Here is a 17,948-nt window from a genome sequence, read left to right as displayed (position 1 = left end):
CACGCCATGAACACTCCCCGCCGCCTGCTTCTCACCGCCGCGCTTTTCGCCGCCCTGCCCACCGCGGCGCTCGCGCAGGCCTGGCCCACGGCCAAGCCCATCACGCTGATCGTTCCCTACACCGCCGGCGGCAGCGTGGACGTGAATGCGCGCCTCGTCGCGCAGCGCCTCGGCGAGCGGCTCAAGCAGTCGGTCGTCATCGAGAACGTGAGCGGCGCGGGCGGCGCCATCGGCGTGGCCAAGGCGGTGAACGCCACGCCCGACGGCTACACGCTGGTGGTCGGCCCCGACAGCGCCATCGCCATCGGCAAGCTGGTGAACCCGACCGCCTTCCGCTTCGATCCGCTGAAAGACCTGGCGCCGGTCGGCCTGCTCAACACCGCGCCGATGGTGCTGGTGGCGCGGCCCGGCCTGGAGGCCCAGACTTTTTCCGACTTCGTGAAGCTCGCGAAGGCAAAGCCCGGCAAGTACAACTACGCGACCTCGGGCGTGGGCACGGTGCTGCAACTGGCCATGGAACTGCTGAAGGAACGCAGCGGCATCTTCGTCACCCACGTGCCCTACCGCGGCGGCGCGCAGATTGCCACCGACGTGATCGGCGACCAGGTCGACCTGGCCATGCTGGTGAGCACCAGCGCCATACCGCACGTGAACGGCAAGCGCCTGAAGGCCCTCGGCATCACCAGCACCAAGCGGCTGCCCACGCTGCCGAACGTGCCCACCTTCGACGAGATGCCCGGCCTCAAGGGCTTCGACATGGTGAGCTGGACCGGCATCTTCGCGCCCGCGAAAACGCCTCCGGCGGTGGTCGCGCAGATCAACCAGGAACTCAATGCGGTGCTGCAGGAAGAAGGCGTGCGCTCCAAGCTGATGGAGCAAGGCGCGCTGCCGGGCAGCGGCACGCCGGAGTCGTTCGGCAAGTTCGTGCAGGCGGAATACGCACGCAACCAGAAGATCGTGCAGAACGCCAACATCAAAGAGTAGGGCTCGCCTCCAACGCGGAGGCAGCGCTCAGCCGGTCTTTTCGTCTTCCGCGGGCCAGTCGCGGATGTAGGCCTTGAGCATCTTGTTCTCGAAGTTCTGGCTGTCCACCACGGCCTTGGCCACGTCGTAGAAGCTGATCACGCCCATCAGCATGCGCTTGTCCATGACGGGCATGTAGCGCGCGTGGCGCTCCAGCATGATGCGGCGGATTTCGTCGAGGTCGGTTTCCAGGGTGCAGGTGACGGGGGCGTCGTCCATGGCCTTGCGGACCAGCGTGGTGCCGACCTGGCCGCCGTTGTTGACGATGGCGACGATCACTTCCCGGAAGGTGAGCATGCCGACCAGGTCGCCGTGCTCCATGACCACCAGCGAACCGATGTCCTTTTCCGCCATGGTGTTGGCGGCGTCTGCCAGCGGGTCGTCTGGCGTGATGGTGAAGAGCGTGTTGCCCTTGACGCGAAGGATGTCGCTGACTTTCATCGTGTGCTCCTCTCGGGACTCAATCTCGGCTATCTCTGGTGTACTGGGCGGGCCTGCCGTTTTTGAATATAGCCCACAATCGACGCCGACCTGAGCGCCCTTGTCGCGGACGCATGAATTGCAGACGTAACGGGGCATTGCCAGGAGACAACGCTCAGACACAGAAAGGCCTTCATGCCCGGTTATTCCGACCCCGGTTTCGACACCCTCGCGCTGCACGCCGGCGCCTCGCCCGACCCCGCCACCGGCGCGCGGGCCGTGCCGATCCACCTCACCACCTCCTTCGTCTTCGAGTCGAGCGACCACGCCGCCGCGCTGTTCAACCTGGAGCGCGCCGGCCACGTCTATTCGCGCATCAGCAACCCGACCAACGCGGTGCTGGAGCAGCGCGTGTCGGCGCTCGAAGGCGGCATCGGCGCCATCGCCACCGCCAGCGGCCAGGCCGCGCTGCACCTGTCGGTGGCCACGCTGATGGGCGCGGGCTCGCACATCGTGGCCAGCACGGCGCTGTACGGCGGCTCGCAGAACCTGCTGCACTACACGATGCGCCGCTTCGGCATCGAGACCACCTTCGTCAAGCCCGGCGACCTGGACGGCTGGCGCAACGCCGTGCGGCCCGAGACAAAGCTGTTCTTCGGCGAAACCGTGGGCAACCCCGGGCTCGACGTGCTCGACATTCCCGCGGTGAGCGACATCGCCCACGAAGCCGGCGTGCCGCTGCTGGTCGACTCCACGCTCACCTCGCCCTACCTCATCAAGCCCTTCGACTGGGGCGCCGACCTGGTCTACCACTCGGCCACCAAGTTCCTGTCAGGCCACGGCACCGTGATCGGCGGGGTGGTGGTCGACGGCGGCAGCTTCGACTGGGAGAAGTCGGGCAAGTTCGCCGAGCTCACGCAGGCCTACGACGGCTTCCACAACATGGTGTTCAGCGAGGAAAGCACCGTCGGCGCCTTCCTGCTGCGCGCCCGCCGCGAAGGCCTGCGCGACTTCGGCGCGTCGATGAGCCCGCACACGGCCTGGCTCATCCTGCAGGGCATCGAGACCCTGCCGCTGCGCATGGAGCGCCACATCGACAACACGCAGAAGGTGGTCGAATTCCTGGCCGCGCACCCGTTCGTGTCGCGCGTGGGACACCCGCTGATCGAGTCGCACCCGAGCCACGCGCTCGCGCAGAAGCTGCTGCGCCACGGCGCGCGCGGCGCCGGCGCGGTGTTCAGCTTCGACATCAAGGGCAGCCGGGCGCAGGGCAAGGCCTTCATCGAAGCGCTCAAGCTGTTCAGCCACCTGGCCAACGTGGGCGACTGCCGCAGCCTGGTGATCCACCCGGCCAGCACCACCCACTTCCGCATGACCGACGAGGCGCTGGCCGGCGCGGGCATATCGCAAGGCACGATCCGCCTGTCGATCGGCCTGGAAGACGCTGCCGACCTGATCGACGACCTCAAGCGCGCGCTGAAGGCGGCGGAAAAGGCGGGTGCCTGACATGAACTACATCGTCAACGGCCACGGCACCTACTGCTACACCGGCGGCAAGCCGCTCGACCCGGCCAGGCCCACGGCCGTGTTCATCCACGGCGTGCTGAACGACCACAGCGTGTGGATCCTGCAGACCCGCTGGTTCACCAACCACGGCTGGAACGTGCTGGCGGTCGACCTGCCCGGCCATTGCAAGAGCGAAGGCCCGCCGCCCGCCAGCGTGGAAGAGGCGGCGCAGTTCGTCATCGCGCTGCTCGACGCGGCGGGCGTGGAGAAAGCCGCGCTGGTCGGCCACAGCTTCGGCTCGCTCATTGCGCTGGAGACCGCTGCGCGCGCGCCCGGGCGCGTGTCGCACCTGGCGATGGTGGGCACGGCCTATCCGATGACGGTGTCGCCCGCGCTGCTCGACGGCGCGCTCAACGACCCGCAGCGCGCCATCGCCATGGTCAACACCTTCTCGCATGCGCTGCTGGCGCCGCCGCCCTCCTCGCTCGGGCCTGGAACCTGGCTCTACGGCAGCTCGCGCGCGCTGATGCGCCGCGTGCTCGCGAGCAACCGCGACGCCAACGTGTTCCACATCGGCTTCAAGGCCTGCAACGACTACGCCAACGGCGAAGCGGCCATGGAAAAGGTGCAGTGCCCGGTGCTGTTCCTGCTCGGCGACGCAGACCAGATGACGCCGCCGCGTGCCACCATGGCGCTGGTGGGCAAGGCCCGCAGCGGCAAGGTGGTGACGGTGCACGCCGGCCACGCGCTGATGAGCGAGGCGCCGGACGCGGTGCTGTTCGCGTTGCGCGACTTCCTGAACGCGGCGCCTGCCGCCTGAAGCCGCCGCGCTGGCGGCTCAGTCCAGCGAGATGCCCGCGCGGTCGGCCTGCACGCGGTAGCGCGAGATCTCGCTCTCGGCCTCCTTGCGGAAGGCCTCCGGGCCGACCGTCACGGGGTCCATGCCCTGTGCGCGCAGGTTCGCCTGCAGGGCCGCGTCGTCCATGGCCCGCGTGACCGCCCGGGAAAGCGCGTCGAGCACCGGCGCCGGCGTGCGCGCCGGGGCAGCCAGCCCGAACCAGGCTTCGAACGTGGCATCGGGCAAGCCCTGCTCCGCCAGGGTGCGCACCCCGGGCAACGTACCGGAGCGTCCGGCGCCGAACACGGCCAGCGCACGCAGCCGGCCCGCATTCACGAGCGGCGCCACCGCGCCCGCCACCTCGATGCCCAGGTCCACTTCGCCGGCGCTCAGGGCCACGGCAAGCTGGCCCGTGTTGCGGTAGGGCACGGCCTGCAGCCGGATGCCCGCTGCGGCGGCAAGCATCTCGCCCGCCAGGTGAGGGCCCGACCCCGGGCCGAAGGTGCCGTAGCGAATGCGCCCCGGGTGCGCCCTGGCCGCCGCGATCAGCTCGGGCAGCGAATGCCAGGGCGTGTCCTTGCCCCCCACGAGCGCGAGCGAACTGCGCGCGACGATGGCAATGGGCGCCAGGTCGCGCGCCGGGTCGTAAGGCAGCTTCTTGCGCAGCGCCGGGTTGATGCTGAAGCTGGTCGATCCCGACAGCAGCAGCGTGTGGCCGTCAGGCACCGAACGCACGACGTACTGGGTGCCGATGACGGTGGCCGCGCCCGGCCTGTTGTCGATGAACACCGGCTGGCCCAGTTGCTGGGACAGCGGCCGCGCGAGGACACGGGCCACGACGTCGCTCCCGCCGCCGGCCGTGAACGGCACCACCATGCGGATCGGCCTTTGCGGCCAGTCGCCCTTCGCAGCCGTCTGCGCATGGGCGCCCGACACCGCGGCCAGGCACAGCAGAACGCCCTGCCCCCAGCGCCGGAGGACGAGCAGGGCATGAAGAAGAACGCCGAGAATGCGGGACGAAAGCTGGGTCATGGAATCCGCGCCGGGCCGGGCGAGCGGCCCGGCCGGTTGCCGCACGGGCAACGAACAGATTTCCAGTTTGCCCCATGCCATCCATCCGTGCAGCCCACGGGGCCGAGTTCGCGCACCTGTCCTACCTGCCCGGCATCTACTCGGCGGCGATGCCCGCGCGGTGCGCCAGCGCGCGGTAGCGCGAAATCTCGCCCTCCATCTGCGCGCGGAAGGCGGCCGAGCCGATGGCCACCGGCTCCATGCCCTGCGCGCGCAGCTGCCCCTGCAGCGAGGCATTGGCCATGGTGGCCGTGACCGCGCGGGCCAGCTTGTCGATCACCGGCGCCGGGGTGCGCGCCGGCGCGGCAAAGCCGTACCAGGCGTCGAAGGTGGCATCGGGCAGGCCCTGCTCGGCGAGCGTGCGCACCTCGGGCAGCATGCTAGAGCGCGTGGCCCCCACGATGCCCAGCGCACGCAGCTTGCCCGAGCGCACATGCGGTGCCACCGCCGCCACGGTGTCGATGCCCACTTCTATTTCGCCGCCGATCACGGCCATCGAACTCTGGCTGCTGCCCTTGTACGGAATGTCCTGCAGCTGGATGCCGGCCGCCAGCGCGAACAGCTCGCCCGCCAGGTGCGGGCCCGAGCCCGAGCCGAAGGTGGCATAGCGGATGCTCTTCGGCCTGGCCTTGGCGGCCGCGATGAGCTCCGGCACCGAATGCCACGGCGTGCCCTTGCCCACCACCAGCACCAGCGGCGTGCGCGCCACGATGGCGACGGGCGCCAGGTCGCGCACCGGGTCGTACGGCAGCTTTGCGCGCAGCGCCGGGTTCACGCTGTAGCTGGTCGAGCCCGAGAGCAGCAGCGTGTAGCCGTCGGGCGCGGCCTTGGCGACGGCGTCGGTGCCGATGATGGTGGAGGCACCGGGCCGGTTGTCGACGACGATGGGCTGCCCGAGGCGCTCCGACAGGGTCTGCCCCATCGCGCGCGCCACGAGGTCGGTGCCGCCGCCCGGCGGAAAGGGCACGACGAGCTTGATGGGGCGCTCGGGCCAGGCGTCCTGGGCGAACGCGGGCGCATGGGGGCCCAGCACGGCGGAAGCGGAAAGCAGCAGCCCGAAGCGGCGGCGTGAAATGGCGAGGTTCATGGTGCGAGTCAGGAGGAGGAAGAAGAAACGGATGCCGGCAGCCGCCCGGCGGCCCACGGCGCGAGCCCCGGCTCGCCCAGGTCCCAGTACAGGCCGGCCATGATCTGCAGGCCTTCGCGCGCCAGCGGCGCGAGCAGGTGCTCGTTGGGTGCGTGCTGCGCGCAGGCGGGGTACGAATGCGGCACCCACAGCGTCGGCAGGCCCAGCAGGTCGGCGAACACATCGTTGGGCAGCGAGCCCGCGAGGTTGGGCAGCAGGTCCAGGCGATGCCCGCTGCTGCGCTCGATGGACTGCCGGGCCCAGCCGACCCACGGGTTTTCCACGTCGAGCCGCGTGGCCGCGCCGGTCAGCGTGATCGCCACCTCGACCTGCTCGAAGCCATGCGCATCGAGGTGCGCGCGCACGATCTGCCGCAGGTCCTGCCAGGGCGTGCCGACCACGAAGCGCAACTGGCAATGCGCCACGGCCTCCGAGGGAATCGCATTGACCGGCCGCACGGCGGAGCCGGCGCCGAGCGCCAGCACCTCGATGGTGTTCCAGGCCACCAGCCGCTCGGCCGGGCTCAGGCCGGGCTCGCCCCAGCCTTCGTCGACGGCGGGATCGTCCGTGCCGCCGCCGATGGCGATGTCGGCGAGCGCGTCGCGCACCGCCTGCGAGACAGGCGGTGGGCGCAGGGCCTCGACCAGGATGCGGCCGCGCGCATCCACCAGCGAAGCCACCGCATGGCTGAGCACCGTGCCCGGGTTGACCAGCACGCCGCCCCAGTTGCCCGAGTGGTAGCCGCGCGGCCGGGCGCGCAGCCGCAGGCTGAAGTTGACCGCGCCGCGCGAACCCAGGAACAGCGTGGGCCGCAGGGCGCTCACGCGCGGGCCGTCGCTGGCAATGAAGAGGTCGGCGCGCAGCTTGTCGCGCTCCTGCGCGCACACCGCGTGCAGGCCGGGCGAAGCGGCCTCCTCGCCCATCTCGACGAGCCAGGTCACGTTGTAGCCCAGGCGCCCGCCGCGCGCCTGCAGCGCAGCGGCGAGGCCGCCCAGGTTGATGCTGTGCTGGCCCTTGTTGTCGGCCGTGCCGCGGCCGTACCAGCGCTCGCCGCGCACCGTGAGCGCCCACGGCGCGAGGCCCTCTTCCCAACTCGCGTCCTGCCCGCTGACCACGTCGCCGTGGCCGTAGGTCATGACCGCGGGCAGCGACGGGTCCTCGATGCGGCGCGCGATGAGAAAGGGCCCGCCGCCGGGCACCGGGTTGGCGATGACCTCGCAGGCGAAGCCGAGCGCCGAGAGGGGCGGAATCATCTCTTCGCGCAGGTAGGCCTCGAGCGCGGGCGTGGCGGCGCCGGTGTCGCTTTCGGTGCGAAAGGCGACGCGGCGCTGGAGGTCGGCGAAGAAGCCGCCGCCGTCGAAATAGGCCGTGGCAGCGGCCAGGCTGTCGGTGCGTTGCATGAAGTGTTTCCTTGTCCTTGCATGGGGTGGAGCAAGTACAAGGCCTGAAGGCCGATGCTTCCAGCATCGTTTTGGCAAGCTACCATTGCCTTCAAGGCAACACCCGTCCGGCGCACATGACCCTTCCGCTTCTCAGCATCCCGATGCGGCACTTCCTCGAAGTGGCGCGCAGCGGCTCGGTCAACCAGGCGGCGGCGCGGCTCTACGTCGCGTCGTCGGCGGTGAGCCGGCAGATCGCCAAGCTCGAGGACAGCCTGGGCACGCCGCTGTTCGAGCGGCATGCGCGCGGCATGGCGCTCACGGCGGCGGGCGAGCGGCTGGCGGCGCACCTGCGCAATGCGCAGCTCGACATCGAACAGGTGGTCGAGCAGGTGCGCGACCTCGGCGGCCAGGGGGCGCGGCGAATCCGCATGGCTTGCACCGAGGGCTTCGCGGGGCATTTCATGCCGCTGGTGATGCGCAGCTTCGAGCAGGCGCACCCTGGTTGCCAGCTCGAGCTGCACGTGGGCTCGCCCGACGGCGTGAGCGCGCTGCTGGCGCGCGGCGAGACCGACATCGGCCTCAAGTACGTGGTGGCGCCGGAACCCGGCCTGGCAATAGCGCACACAGCCACCGCGCCGGTATACGCCGTGCTGCGGCCCGACCATCCGCTGGCGCGCCAGCGCGTGGTGTCGGTGGCCGACGCGGTGCGCTACCCGTTGGCGGTGGGCGACAAGGGCGTTACCGCGCGCCAACTGTTCGACCAGGCCTGCAGCCTGCAGGGCCTGCGCTACCAGGCGATCTTCGTGAGCAATTTCTCGTCGGTGCTGCTGCCGCTGCTGCGCACGCCCGACGTGATGCTGTCGGGCCACCTCACGGTGATGCACCTGATCGACGCGGGCACCGTGGTGGCGCGGCCGTTCGCCGAAGCGCCGCTCCAGCAGCGGCAGTTGCAGGTGCTGGCGCTCGAAGGCCGCACCTTGCCGCCGCTGGCGCAGGAATTCGTCGGGCACCTGGTGGCTGCGATCGCCAGCGCGGGCCGGCGCAAGCTCGGGCGGGCACGCGCGGGCGCCGCCGCTGCTGCCTGAGCAGGCTCAGCCCAGCGCGTTGATGTCGGCCGGGTCGAGCACGACCTTGGGCGCGCCGTTGCGCGCCACGGCCAGCATCGCGCGGCCGACCTTCTCGGTGGTCGTCACCCGGTTCGGCCAGAGCCGGTAGGCCAGGCCGAGCAACGGGCCGAGCACGCGGATGGCGGCGTCGTAGAGCGGCGTCTTCGAGCGCACGCCGTGCATCGGCTGGATCATGCCGGGGCGGAACATGTAGGCCGCCTTGAACGGCAGGCGCAGCAAGGCGTTTTCGGTCGCGCCCTTCACGCGGGCCCACATGCTGGTGCCGCGCTCGCTGCTGTCGGTGCCCGCGCCGGTCACGTAGGTGAAGGTCATGCCGGGATTCAGCCTGGCGAGCACGGTGGCGGCGGCCAGCGTCAGGTCGTAGGTGATGCGCTTGTACTCCGGCTCCTTCATGCCGACCGAAGACACGCCCAGGCAGAAGAAGCAGGCGTCGAAGCCCTGGAGCTGCGGCTCGATGGCGCCGTAGTCGTACATGTCCTTGTGCACCAGGTCGCGCAGCTTCGGATGCTGCTGGCCGGTGGCGCTGCGGCCCACGGCCACCACGCTTTCGACGTCGGGCGCGAGCAGGCACTCGCGCAGCACGCCCTGCCCCACCATGCCGGTGGCGCCGAAGATCAGGATTTTCATGGGCAGGGTTCCGGTCAGACCGTGAAGACGGCAGGCTTCCTGTTCAGCACCGCGAGCAGCAGGTCGACATCCAGGCTCGAAGGCTTGGGCGGCTGCAGCGCCGAGAGCATGCGCGAGAGCGTCTCCGCATGCGGCAGCAGCGGGCCGAGGAAGCGCGTGCCATCCGCACCGGCCACCAGCAGGGTCGGGAAGGTCTCGACGTCGAATGCATCGGCGATGTCGGCGTGGTCTTCGATGTCGACCCAGGCGAAGCGGAACTCCGGGTGTGCGCTCGCCACCTGCTGCAGCAGCGGCCGGTAGTCGCGGCAGGTGCCGCACCATTCGGCGCACAGGCACACGACCCACGGCGCATCGCTGGCGGGCTCGGCGGATTCTGGGGTGCTTGGAAGTGCGCTCAAGGCTGATGCGTCAAAGGTGTGATCGGAAGACCGGATGGTGCGGTCGCAAGGTCGTGGCTATTATGGACAAAGCCCTCCGCCAACGGGTTCCGGGGGCACAGGAGACTCGCACGATGAACACCACGACTGCCACGGGATCTGCCGTCGATCCGCGCCAATTCAAGAGCTTCGCGCAGTTCTATCCCTTCTACCTGACCGAGCACGCCAACCTCACCTGCCGCCGGCTGCACTTCGCTGGCTCGACGATTTCGCTGCTGTGCCTGGTGGCGCTGGTGGTCACGCTCAACCCGCTGTGGCTGCTGGCCGGGCTGGTGGCGGGCTACGGCTTCGCATGGATCGGGCACTTCGGCTTCGAGAAGAACAAGCCGGCCTCGTTCAAGCGGCCGCTCTATTCGTTCATGGGCGACTGGGCGATGTACCGCGACATCTGGCTGGGGCGGGTGAAGATCTAGGCAGCTTGGTTAGACCTTGCCCACCAGCGGAGCGGGGTCCCCTGCCATCGCTCCTTACTACTGCTTTGAGCAAGTAACGCTCGAAGCAGAGCTCTAAGTGCGCAACGTCGCGGCAACGATCATTTTGTCCTCCATCCGCAAAGTCGAACTGTCCAGCAGGTCTTTGATCGTCGAGGAAATCAGCTTACGAAGCTGCGTACTGGTAGCCTTAAAACCAAGCATACGAGAAACAGCAACAACGATCTCGTCTTCGGTCGCTCCGAAATTCGTTGTAACGATATGAACAGCACCAACCGCAAGCTCACGCGGAGAAATCATCTCCAGCCTTCGAAGGCCCGGTGACAACGTAGCACTACGGTTGCGAGGAAATGGGTCATGTCCCGGGCTGGAAAGAAATGCACCATCGCGGGTAATTCGCCCTCTGCTCAAAGCCAGACCCGCTCCCTGTTCGACTGCAGCCTCAATCCGCGCACCGGCACGCAAAAGCCCCCATGCCGTGCGAAGTCGTGCGATCACTTCGTCGATGTGAACCGGCCCCTCAACACGGACCACCTGCTCAACCAGATCAGCCATCATTCCAACAGGAGTCTCGTGAAGCTCGTATTGCCCCGATCTCAAGGGACTGGCCTCAACGTAAAGGTGATCGGAGGGATTGCCGTCTTCGGTGTCTGATAACCCGATCTCGGAGACATCGCCTCGGTCCACGGTGACGATCGCCACAGGAACCGCACGCTGATTCAGCTGGCCGCTCTCAAGTCTTGCATCCAGTTCCGTCTTCGCAGCTTCGATCGCCGCGACCGTTCGTTCCAATTGTTCACTTGGGCGTTGGAACCAGTCCGTACTCCAGATGCGATGAATAATCCATCCATGGTCTTCGAGCACAGCTTGACGCAGTCGGTCTCGATCTCTTGCGGATCGGCCCGAGTGATATGAAGCACCATCGCATTCAATGCCAATCAAGTATCGCCCAGGGCGCTGCGAGTCTGCGATCGCCAAGTCGATGAAGAATCCAGCAATCCCAACCTGCGGGTGAACTTGATAGCCTTTCGCTTGGAGTGCGCGGGCTACTTGCTCTTCGAAAACGCTATCCATTTCCCTACCACTCGTCTGCGCAACCGAAAGTCGGCCTGTACGTGCGTAGTGGAGGAACAGCTTGAATGCGAAGACACCCTTGCCCTTCGCCCGACTAAGGTCGATGTCTTCATCCGTCATTGAGGCGAACACTTCACACCGTCGCTTTGCACGGCTGATAAGCACATTCAAACGACGCTCGCCACCATCTGCTCCTAGTGGGCCAAAGCGCATGGCCATATACCCCTGCGCATTTCTGGCATAGCCGACTGAAATGATGATGACGTCGCGTTCGTCTCCCTGCACGTTTTCCAGGTTCTTGACGAAAAAAGGTTCGCTTGGATGTGCGTGAAAGAAGTCTTCCGTATCCGGATTCAATCGGCGCAGCAATTCCAGTTCGTCCTGAATTGCGCGGCGCTGAGATACGGAGAAAGTAGCCACACCCAGCGATTGCTCCGCACTAGTCTTGGCATGCCGAATAACGGCTTCTGCCACCACCCGAGCCTCAGTGGCATTAGTCCCGGTACCACCTGAGTCGAAGATGCCCTCTGGAACGTGATGAAAGCGCAGTCCCATCCCCGCTTCTTGGGTATACGGGCTCGGCACAATGAAGAGCTTGTTCTCGTAGAACTGACTGTTCGAGATCGCGATCAAGGATTGATGCCGACTGCGATAGTGCCAGCGCAACATGCGCTGCGGCAAACCTCGCGCGACAAACAATCCCAAGATGCTTTCGATGTCCGCCACCGGGGTGCCGTCATCGTCTTCCTCGCCACCCTGCGAACCAGTCATCTTGGAGAAGAATTTCGTTGGTGGAAGCTGTCTTTCATCCCCGACCACGACGACTTGCTTGCAACGCGCGATTGCGCCGAGCGCGTCGACAGGCTGGATCTGACTTGCCTCATCCATCACCAAAAGATCGAAGGTCAGGCGTCCAGGCGTCAAGAATTGCGCCACAGACAAAGGACTCATCATGAGCACCGGTTTCAGAGCCTGTATGGCGGGCCCGGCCTTCTGCATGAGTTGCCGGATCGGCATGTGTCCCCTACGCCGCGCCATCTCAGCGCGGAGAACGCCGACGGGGCCGACGCCGCCGTCGCGGGGCGGGATCCTCCGATGGTGGATCCTCACGACCTCGATGCTTGCTGCTTTGATGCGCTGCAGATCAAGACTTGCAAACTCCTGAACCTGCTGGGCATGAAGATTTCCGTCAAACCGCCCGAGTTCGACATCAAGTTGAACCAACTCAGCCAGCATCGCTTCGTAGTACGCAATCTCGAACGTCGAGCGCGCCGCTTCGGTTTTCAGCCGTCCATCAACAAGGCGATCAACGATTTGAGTCAACCCCGCTGCCCGGGCCTTGTTCGCGCGCTCCCGGTAGGTGACCCACTTCGACAGTTGTTCAGGATTCGCAAGCCAAGCCGCCAGCTTGCCGCCTGCAGCGCCTATAGATACCACTGCTGTGGAAGACGTACCGAAGATCGCGGCGGCGTCCGTTCGTAACTCAGTAAGCAGTTCCCCAAGTTCGGACGATGCCGCTTCGGATGCACGCTCTACACCTCGCGCGCGCTCAGCAATCTCCTGGCGAAGCGGGAGCCTCGCTGCAAGGTGCCTGTGAGCGCTATTCTGTTTGATCCAAACGAATCCAGAGGAAAGGAGCCTGAAGTCGGAGGCAAGCCCGGCCCAGGCGACGTCGAACGCATGGCGGCCAGTTGCATCATCGGTACCTATTGTCTTGGCCAGTTCTTGCCATGCCGCTAGGCGTCGAATCAGATCCAAGCGCTCATTCAGCCTTTCCGGCACCGTCTTCAACACTTGACCTGAAAGGTCATCTGCCCAGACCATTCCCCTGACACGGAGTTCGATCAGCTCCAGTGGAGCGCGCTCCACAGAGGCAGCACCGTTCATGGCATCTGATGCGACGGTCGCGAGATCGGACCACAGCTTGGTAAGGAGCGGCTGAGTACGGTCAAGGAGTCTTCTCAACTGGAGGGCCCGGTCACCAACTTCAGTGCGCTGGGCCAATTTTCCAGCGATCAGTCGCGGCTCGGCCCCCAAGCCTCTCAGCGTGCGCATCCACGCAACTAGCGCCAACAATGGAGCACTCGCAGACCGTTCACCCCGCCAGTCCGCACCGAATGCCGAGCGACCAAAGTTGTCGCCGTCACGGACTTTGGCTGCTGACGCTTGCCCTCGCATGAGAATATCGAGGAGCTTTATAACTTCCGATATCTGTTCATTCTGATCGCTGATGATCGAACGCACGAGCGCTCTCGCCTTGCGCCAATCGCTGTTGAAATGCCTGAGCCAACCCGTATTTGTCGCCAGGGACTGCCGTGCGGCCCTTACGTCGATGTTCCAAGCCGCGTCCAACAGGCGATTTCCAATCCTGCCACGTGCTTCCTCTAGTGCGGCCACGGCATCGGCCAAGTCACCGGCCTGCTCGACGCCATGATCCCAGACGGTTGCGGCGAAGGCATCGGGACTGGCATCAGGCGCAGCAGCAACACGTTCGCCGGTAGCGGCCATCTTTGCCATTGCGGCGAACGTATCGATCGCGCCAACCGAGCCCAACTCGATCCGCAAACGCTCGGCATCGGCCTGCAACAGCGGAAGGATTTCCGCCAGCTGTCGCGCGATGTTGAACACATCGGATGAGATGTTGACCGGGAGCCAAGCCAATCCGGCCTCCAGGCCGTCGATTGACGTACTAAGCGCCTGTGCAGAGAGTAAGGGCGATAGCTCACTCGATACCCGTTCAAACATCAGTCCGTGATCGACAAGCTCTCGGACCTGAGTCAGGCCTTGGTCCCATATCGGCGAGATCAACGCAAGCTTGGAAAAAGCAGGCGCAGACTCAACAATCTCCGCAAACTCGCGAACTCTGCGGACATCCGCAAACGTGTCAGGTAGAGAGCCCAACTCCAGAGCCTCAGCGAGGTCGACCACCTCATTACGCACACGCTCGATGCCCGCACTAAGACCTTCCAGCCTTGGGATCAATCTTTCAACAGTCGTCGGCAGCACCATATCCAGTCCCACGCCGTTCCACGGGTGGCTGGCGGGCAGACCAATTTCATCAATGCGCTGCGTAAGTTCGTGAACTAGGCGACTGCGAGCTGCAAAGTCATCAGGTGACCACGAGGTTGCACCGTCCAGAGAGACATCTACAGGGCTTTGGCCCTCCTGTCGAAGGCGGGTCAAATGTCCGATGACGTTATACGCAGTCAATTCCGAAGGCATGTGAGGCGCATGCATGCGGGAAGCATGACTGTTGAGAAGGTCTCGCGCGTTCTTGAGTTTTGCGGTCAATGCGGATGGGAACTCTCCCCTTGGAGAGCCCAGTTCCCAGGTTCGCCGCAGTTCATCGAGCAGGATCCGCTTGTTCGCCTTGTTACTGTGGAGCTCAAGGCAGGTGTCGCCTACGCCCGCCTGATCCAGGCGTCTCTTCACAACATCGAGCGCAGCCATTTTTTCTGCGACGAAGAGGACGGTCTTGCCGTCTGCGACGGCCGACGCGATGACGTTGGCGATGGTTTGCGACTTTCCCGTGCCTGGTGGTCCCTGTATGACCAGATCGCGTCCGCGGCGCACGTCGTGAACGGCCAGGGTCTGCGAGCTATCGCAGTCGACGATGTGAAGCATCTCGTCGGGCTCAATATGAGCGTCGAGCGGTAGGTCTTCCGGCATGAGTGGCTCTCCACCTTCAAAGCCGTCGGACAAGAGCGAGCGAATCATCGGTTGGTCCGTCAGCTTTCCCACTGCGGGCCAGTTTTCAGGATCCAGATCTCTGTACATCAGAAATTTGGCGAACGAGAAGAACCCCAGGACGATGTTGTCTGGGGATACACCCCAATCGGGCTTAGTCGATATGGCTTCCGCGACGGCATCAAGGTATGCCGACGGCTCGAACTCATCCCCTCCATCGAAGGTGGGGAGCTTGAGCGCGTGCACTCGGTCCAAGTAGGCTTCTAGCGACAGGTTCGAGGTCTGGTCCTCCGGTCGCAGCCGAAGCCGAAACTTTTCGCCTGCGGTTCCGCGCTCCAGACTGACTGGAATCAGAATCAGAGGAGCATTGCGAATGTTTTCCTTCTTGTTCGGATCCACCCAATTCAAAGTACCGAGTGCCAAGAAGAGGATATTCACGCCCTGCTCTTCCTCGAGCGTGCGTGCATCGTGATAGAGATCCAAAAGGCGCTTTTGTAGCCCCTTAGGCGTCATCCGTGTTTGAAGCTTGGTGTCGGTGTGTCGCAGGAACACGCCTCGCGCATCTGCTTCTCCCTCGACTTCCTCGGGTTGAGCAAGCTCAACCGTGGAAATTTCTTCCTCATCTTCCGTGTCATCCGCTGCATCGTTACCAGTTCGATCCGGTCGTCCGGCAACGAAAGTGAACGCCTTGTTCTCTCGTACCAAAAGACGAAAAACCTCCGAAGATTTCTCGTCGATAACGTCAATGGTCTTGGCGCTTTTTGAAAAACGTGGAATATGCAAAAGACGATTTCGTGCAGAAAGGTCTAGCAATTCCATCCGAGCGCGCTCCAGTTTGATCTCCAGAGGCAGATTGCTTTGAAAAACAGAGGATTCAGATTCAGACATCCGTCACTTTCGACTGGACCGACGGTGCTTTATCGACAGCACGCGCGGCGAAGTAACCCAAGCATGGAGACGGGTTCAGTCGTCACAATGATCGACAACCGTCTCAATCGGTTATGTAAAGTAACACATTGTGCGTAGGTGCGAATAAGGCTATGCCCGTAGAGCGAGCCACGCATCAATCTGGCGTGCAGGCAGGCGGCAACTCCCGCCCACCGGTCTAGCGGGCTTTCTCTCAAACCAACAGCACGTCGCCCAGCCTTAACGAGCGCAGCGGGCCCTTCTGCCAGAGGTCTTCGAGCGGCTCGGCCCGGGGCATCAGCAGTTCCTTCAGCAGCGGCTCGATGGGGGTCGAGGGGTCGGCCAGAAGCACGTAGCGCGGATCTTCGTTGGCGGGCTCTTCCGCCAGCGGTGCGATCCAGTCGAGCGCCACCAGCGTCTCGAGCACCGGCGCGAGCTGCAGCGAATCGACCCGCATGCGCGTCACCAGCTCGGCCGCGCCCATGCCCTTGGCCGGCGTGGCGCGCGCGCGGGCCAGGTGCTGCAGCGATTCCATGGCCAGCTGCAGCGGCCAGCCGGCGGTGCCGCCGCGCCGCGCGACGCCCGTCAGCAGGCTCGGCAGATAGGCCGCGATGACCGCGCCCAGCAGCACGATCACCCAGGCCACGTAGATCCACACCAGCAGGATCGGGAAGGTGGCGAAGGCGCCGTACAGCACCGAATAGGTCGGCACCAGGCTCAGGTAGTAGCCCAGCACGCGCTTGGCGATCTCGATGGCCGCCGCCACGAAGATGCCGCCGGCCCACGCATGCGACCAGCGCACGTTGGTGTTGGGCACGTAGTGGTAGAGCGAGGCCATGCCGGCCGCGAGCAGCATGAACTCGAGGCTGTCGAAGGCCAGCTTGACCATGGTGCCGCCCACCACGTCGCGCGAGGCCGAGAACACATAGGACGTGGTCGACAGGCTCACCGCCAGGATCAGCGGCCCCAGCGTGATGGTGGCCCAGTAGATAAGCACCCGCTGCGCCAGCGGCCGCGGCGAGCGCACGCGCCAGATGTTGTTGAGCGTCTTGTCGATGGTGAGGATCAGCGCAATGGCGGTGATCAGCAGCACGATCAGGCCCGCGATGCCCAGCCCGCTGGCCTTGCTCGCGAACTGGTTCAGGTAGCCGAGCACCTGCCGCGCGATGTTGTCCGGGATCAGGCTCTCGATCAGCCAGCGCTGCAGGCGGCCCTGCATCTTGGCGAACATGGGGAACACGGTGAACAGCGCCAGCGCCACCGTGAAGAACGGCACCATCGCGATGGTGGTGGTGAAGGTCAGGCTGCTGGCCGTGAGGCCGAGCTTGTCTTCGCGGAAACGCTCGCCCAGTACCGCCGCGGTGTTGCGCCACGGAAAACGCGAAAGATCCCTCCAAAGCTGCCGACGATTCATGGCGGATATCATGCCATCCGCTCTTTTCGTTGCCACCGGCCTGTCGCCGGGCGCCCTCCCTTCTTCGCCGCCCAACGTGTCCGACCACCCGCTCCCGCCCTCCTCCGTTCGCGCGACCCGCTGGGCCGCCGTGGGCAGCCTCGTCGGCCTCATCGTGCTGGGCCTGGCCTGGGAGCTGTGGCTGGCGCCGTTGCGCCCGGGCGGCTCGCTGCTGGCGCTGAAGGTGCTGCCGCTGGTCATTCCGCTCGCGGGCCTGTGGAAGAACCGCATGTACACCTACCGCTGGGTCAGCCTGATGATCTGGCTCTATTTCACCGAGGGCGTGGTGCGCGCATGGAGCGACACCAACGGCGTGGGCCAGGTGCTCGCGCTGGTCGAGGTGCTGCTGTGCCTCGTGCTCTTCGCGGCCTGCGCATGGCACGTGCGGCTGCGCCTGCGCCACGCCAAGGCCCTTGCCGCCACCTCGCGCCCACTGGAGGCTTCCACCCAATGACTTCTTCTTCCGACCTGATCGACCAATTGCGCGCCCTCGTCGGCGCCCAGCACGTGCTCAACGAGGGCGACCTCACCGCCTACGAACAGGACTGGCGCAAGCGCGCGCGCGGCAAGTCGCTGGCCGTGGTGCGCCCGGCCAACGCCCAGCAGGTGGCCGACGTGGTCAAGGCCTGTGCCGCCGCCGGCACGGCCATCGTGCCGCAGGGCGGCAACACCGGCCTGGCGGTCGGCTCCATCCCCGACGACAGCGGCACCCAGGTGGTGCTGAGCCTGCAGCGCCTGAACGCCATCCGCACCATCGACGCCGCCAACCTCACCATGACGGTGGGGGCCGGCTGCATCCTGCAGACCCTGCAGGAAACGGCCGAGAAGGCCGGCTTCCTG

At 65.6% G+C, this 17,948-nt stretch carries 15 protein-coding genes; 7 read left to right on the top strand and 8 right to left on the bottom strand.

The annotated features are described in order from the left end of the window. Positions 1-6 precede the first annotated feature (6 nt). Complete coding sequence (locus QRN67_RS27290) at positions 7-984, top strand: Bug family tripartite tricarboxylate transporter substrate binding protein (RefSeq protein ID WP_285414415.1); 978 nt, start codon at positions 7-9, stop codon at positions 982-984. Between the two features lie 27 nt (positions 985-1,011). Here QRN67_RS27290 and QRN67_RS27285 read toward each other — a convergent pair whose 3' ends face one another. Further along, complete coding sequence (locus QRN67_RS27285; RefSeq protein WP_081270267.1) at positions 1,012-1,464, bottom strand: CBS domain-containing protein; 453 nt, start codon at positions 1,462-1,464, stop codon at positions 1,012-1,014. A gap of 174 nt (positions 1,465-1,638) precedes the next feature. Between QRN67_RS27285 and QRN67_RS27280 the strand changes: the two genes are divergently transcribed. Continuing rightward, complete coding sequence (locus tag QRN67_RS27280; protein WP_081270266.1) at positions 1,639-2,949, top strand: O-acetylhomoserine aminocarboxypropyltransferase; 1,311 nt, start codon at positions 1,639-1,641, stop codon at positions 2,947-2,949. 1 nt (position 2,950) lies between these two features. Beyond that, entirely contained in the window at positions 2,951-3,769 is an 819-nt protein-coding gene (locus QRN67_RS27275; protein ID WP_285414414.1) for an alpha/beta fold hydrolase, read from the top strand. A gap of 18 nt (positions 3,770-3,787) precedes the next feature. Here QRN67_RS27275 and QRN67_RS27270 read toward each other — a convergent pair whose 3' ends face one another. The 3 genes from QRN67_RS27270 to QRN67_RS27260 all read right to left on the bottom strand — a co-directional run bounded on the left by QRN67_RS27270 (position 3,788) and on the right by QRN67_RS27260 (position 7,384). Further along, on the bottom strand, positions 3,788-4,819 hold the full coding sequence (locus QRN67_RS27270) for a Bug family tripartite tricarboxylate transporter substrate binding protein (RefSeq protein WP_285414413.1): 1,032 nt from the start codon (positions 4,817-4,819) through the stop codon (positions 3,788-3,790). Between the two features lie 136 nt (positions 4,820-4,955). Next, positions 4,956-5,945: a Bug family tripartite tricarboxylate transporter substrate binding protein gene (locus QRN67_RS27265; protein WP_285414412.1), complete on the bottom strand. Its 990-nt coding sequence runs from the start codon at positions 5,943-5,945 to the stop codon at positions 4,956-4,958. A gap of 8 nt (positions 5,946-5,953) precedes the next feature. Next, complete coding sequence (locus QRN67_RS27260) at positions 5,954-7,384, bottom strand: M20 family metallopeptidase (RefSeq protein ID WP_285414411.1); 1,431 nt, start codon at positions 7,382-7,384, stop codon at positions 5,954-5,956. A gap of 116 nt (positions 7,385-7,500) precedes the next feature. On the opposite strand from QRN67_RS27260, the gene QRN67_RS27255 reads away from it, so the two are divergent. Next, complete coding sequence (locus tag QRN67_RS27255; protein WP_285414410.1) at positions 7,501-8,451, top strand: LysR family transcriptional regulator; 951 nt, start codon at positions 7,501-7,503, stop codon at positions 8,449-8,451. Between the two features lie 6 nt (positions 8,452-8,457). Here QRN67_RS27255 and QRN67_RS27250 read toward each other — a convergent pair whose 3' ends face one another. Further along, entirely contained in the window at positions 8,458-9,120 is a 663-nt protein-coding gene (locus tag QRN67_RS27250; protein ID WP_081270261.1) for an NAD-dependent epimerase/dehydratase family protein, read from the bottom strand. 14 nt (positions 9,121-9,134) lie between these two features. Continuing rightward, a complete protein-coding gene (locus tag QRN67_RS27245) occupies positions 9,135-9,518 on the bottom strand; it encodes a thioredoxin family protein (RefSeq protein ID WP_285414409.1) in 384 nt (127 codons plus the stop codon). Between the two features lie 113 nt (positions 9,519-9,631). Here QRN67_RS27245 and QRN67_RS27240 point away from each other — a divergent pair, with 113 nt between their 5' ends. Beyond that, the gene (locus tag QRN67_RS27240; protein WP_285414408.1) at positions 9,632-9,970 is read left to right on the top strand and encodes an Mpo1-like protein; all 339 of its coding nucleotides are present in this window, start codon (positions 9,632-9,634) and stop codon (positions 9,968-9,970) included. 93 nt (positions 9,971-10,063) lie between these two features. Here QRN67_RS27240 and QRN67_RS27235 read toward each other — a convergent pair whose 3' ends face one another. Next, entirely contained in the window at positions 10,064-15,637 is a 5,574-nt protein-coding gene (locus QRN67_RS27235; RefSeq protein ID WP_285414407.1) for a DUF3320 domain-containing protein, read from the bottom strand. Positions 15,638-15,869: 232 nt separating this feature from the next. Continuing rightward, entirely contained in the window at positions 15,870-17,081 is a 1,212-nt protein-coding gene (locus tag QRN67_RS27230) for a YihY family inner membrane protein (RefSeq protein ID WP_285414406.1), read from the bottom strand. Here QRN67_RS27230 and QRN67_RS27225 point away from each other — a divergent pair. Beyond that, positions 17,080-17,562, top strand: coding sequence for a DUF2069 domain-containing protein (locus QRN67_RS27225; RefSeq protein WP_285414405.1), 483 nt, complete (start codon positions 17,080-17,082; stop codon positions 17,560-17,562). The two genes, QRN67_RS27230 and QRN67_RS27225, sit on opposite strands and share 2 nt — an antisense overlap. Further along, positions 17,559-17,948: FAD-binding oxidoreductase (locus tag QRN67_RS27220; protein WP_285414404.1), on the top strand; the 390-nt coding region annotated here is incomplete at its 3' end. The genes QRN67_RS27225 and QRN67_RS27220, both read left to right, overlap by 4 nt.

Source organism: Variovorax sp. efr-133-TYG-130 (assembly GCF_030208835.1).
In the GTDB taxonomy this organism is placed as follows: domain Bacteria; phylum Pseudomonadota; class Gammaproteobacteria; order Burkholderiales; family Burkholderiaceae_C; genus Variovorax.
This window is presented reverse-complemented; position numbering and strand designations above follow the sequence as displayed.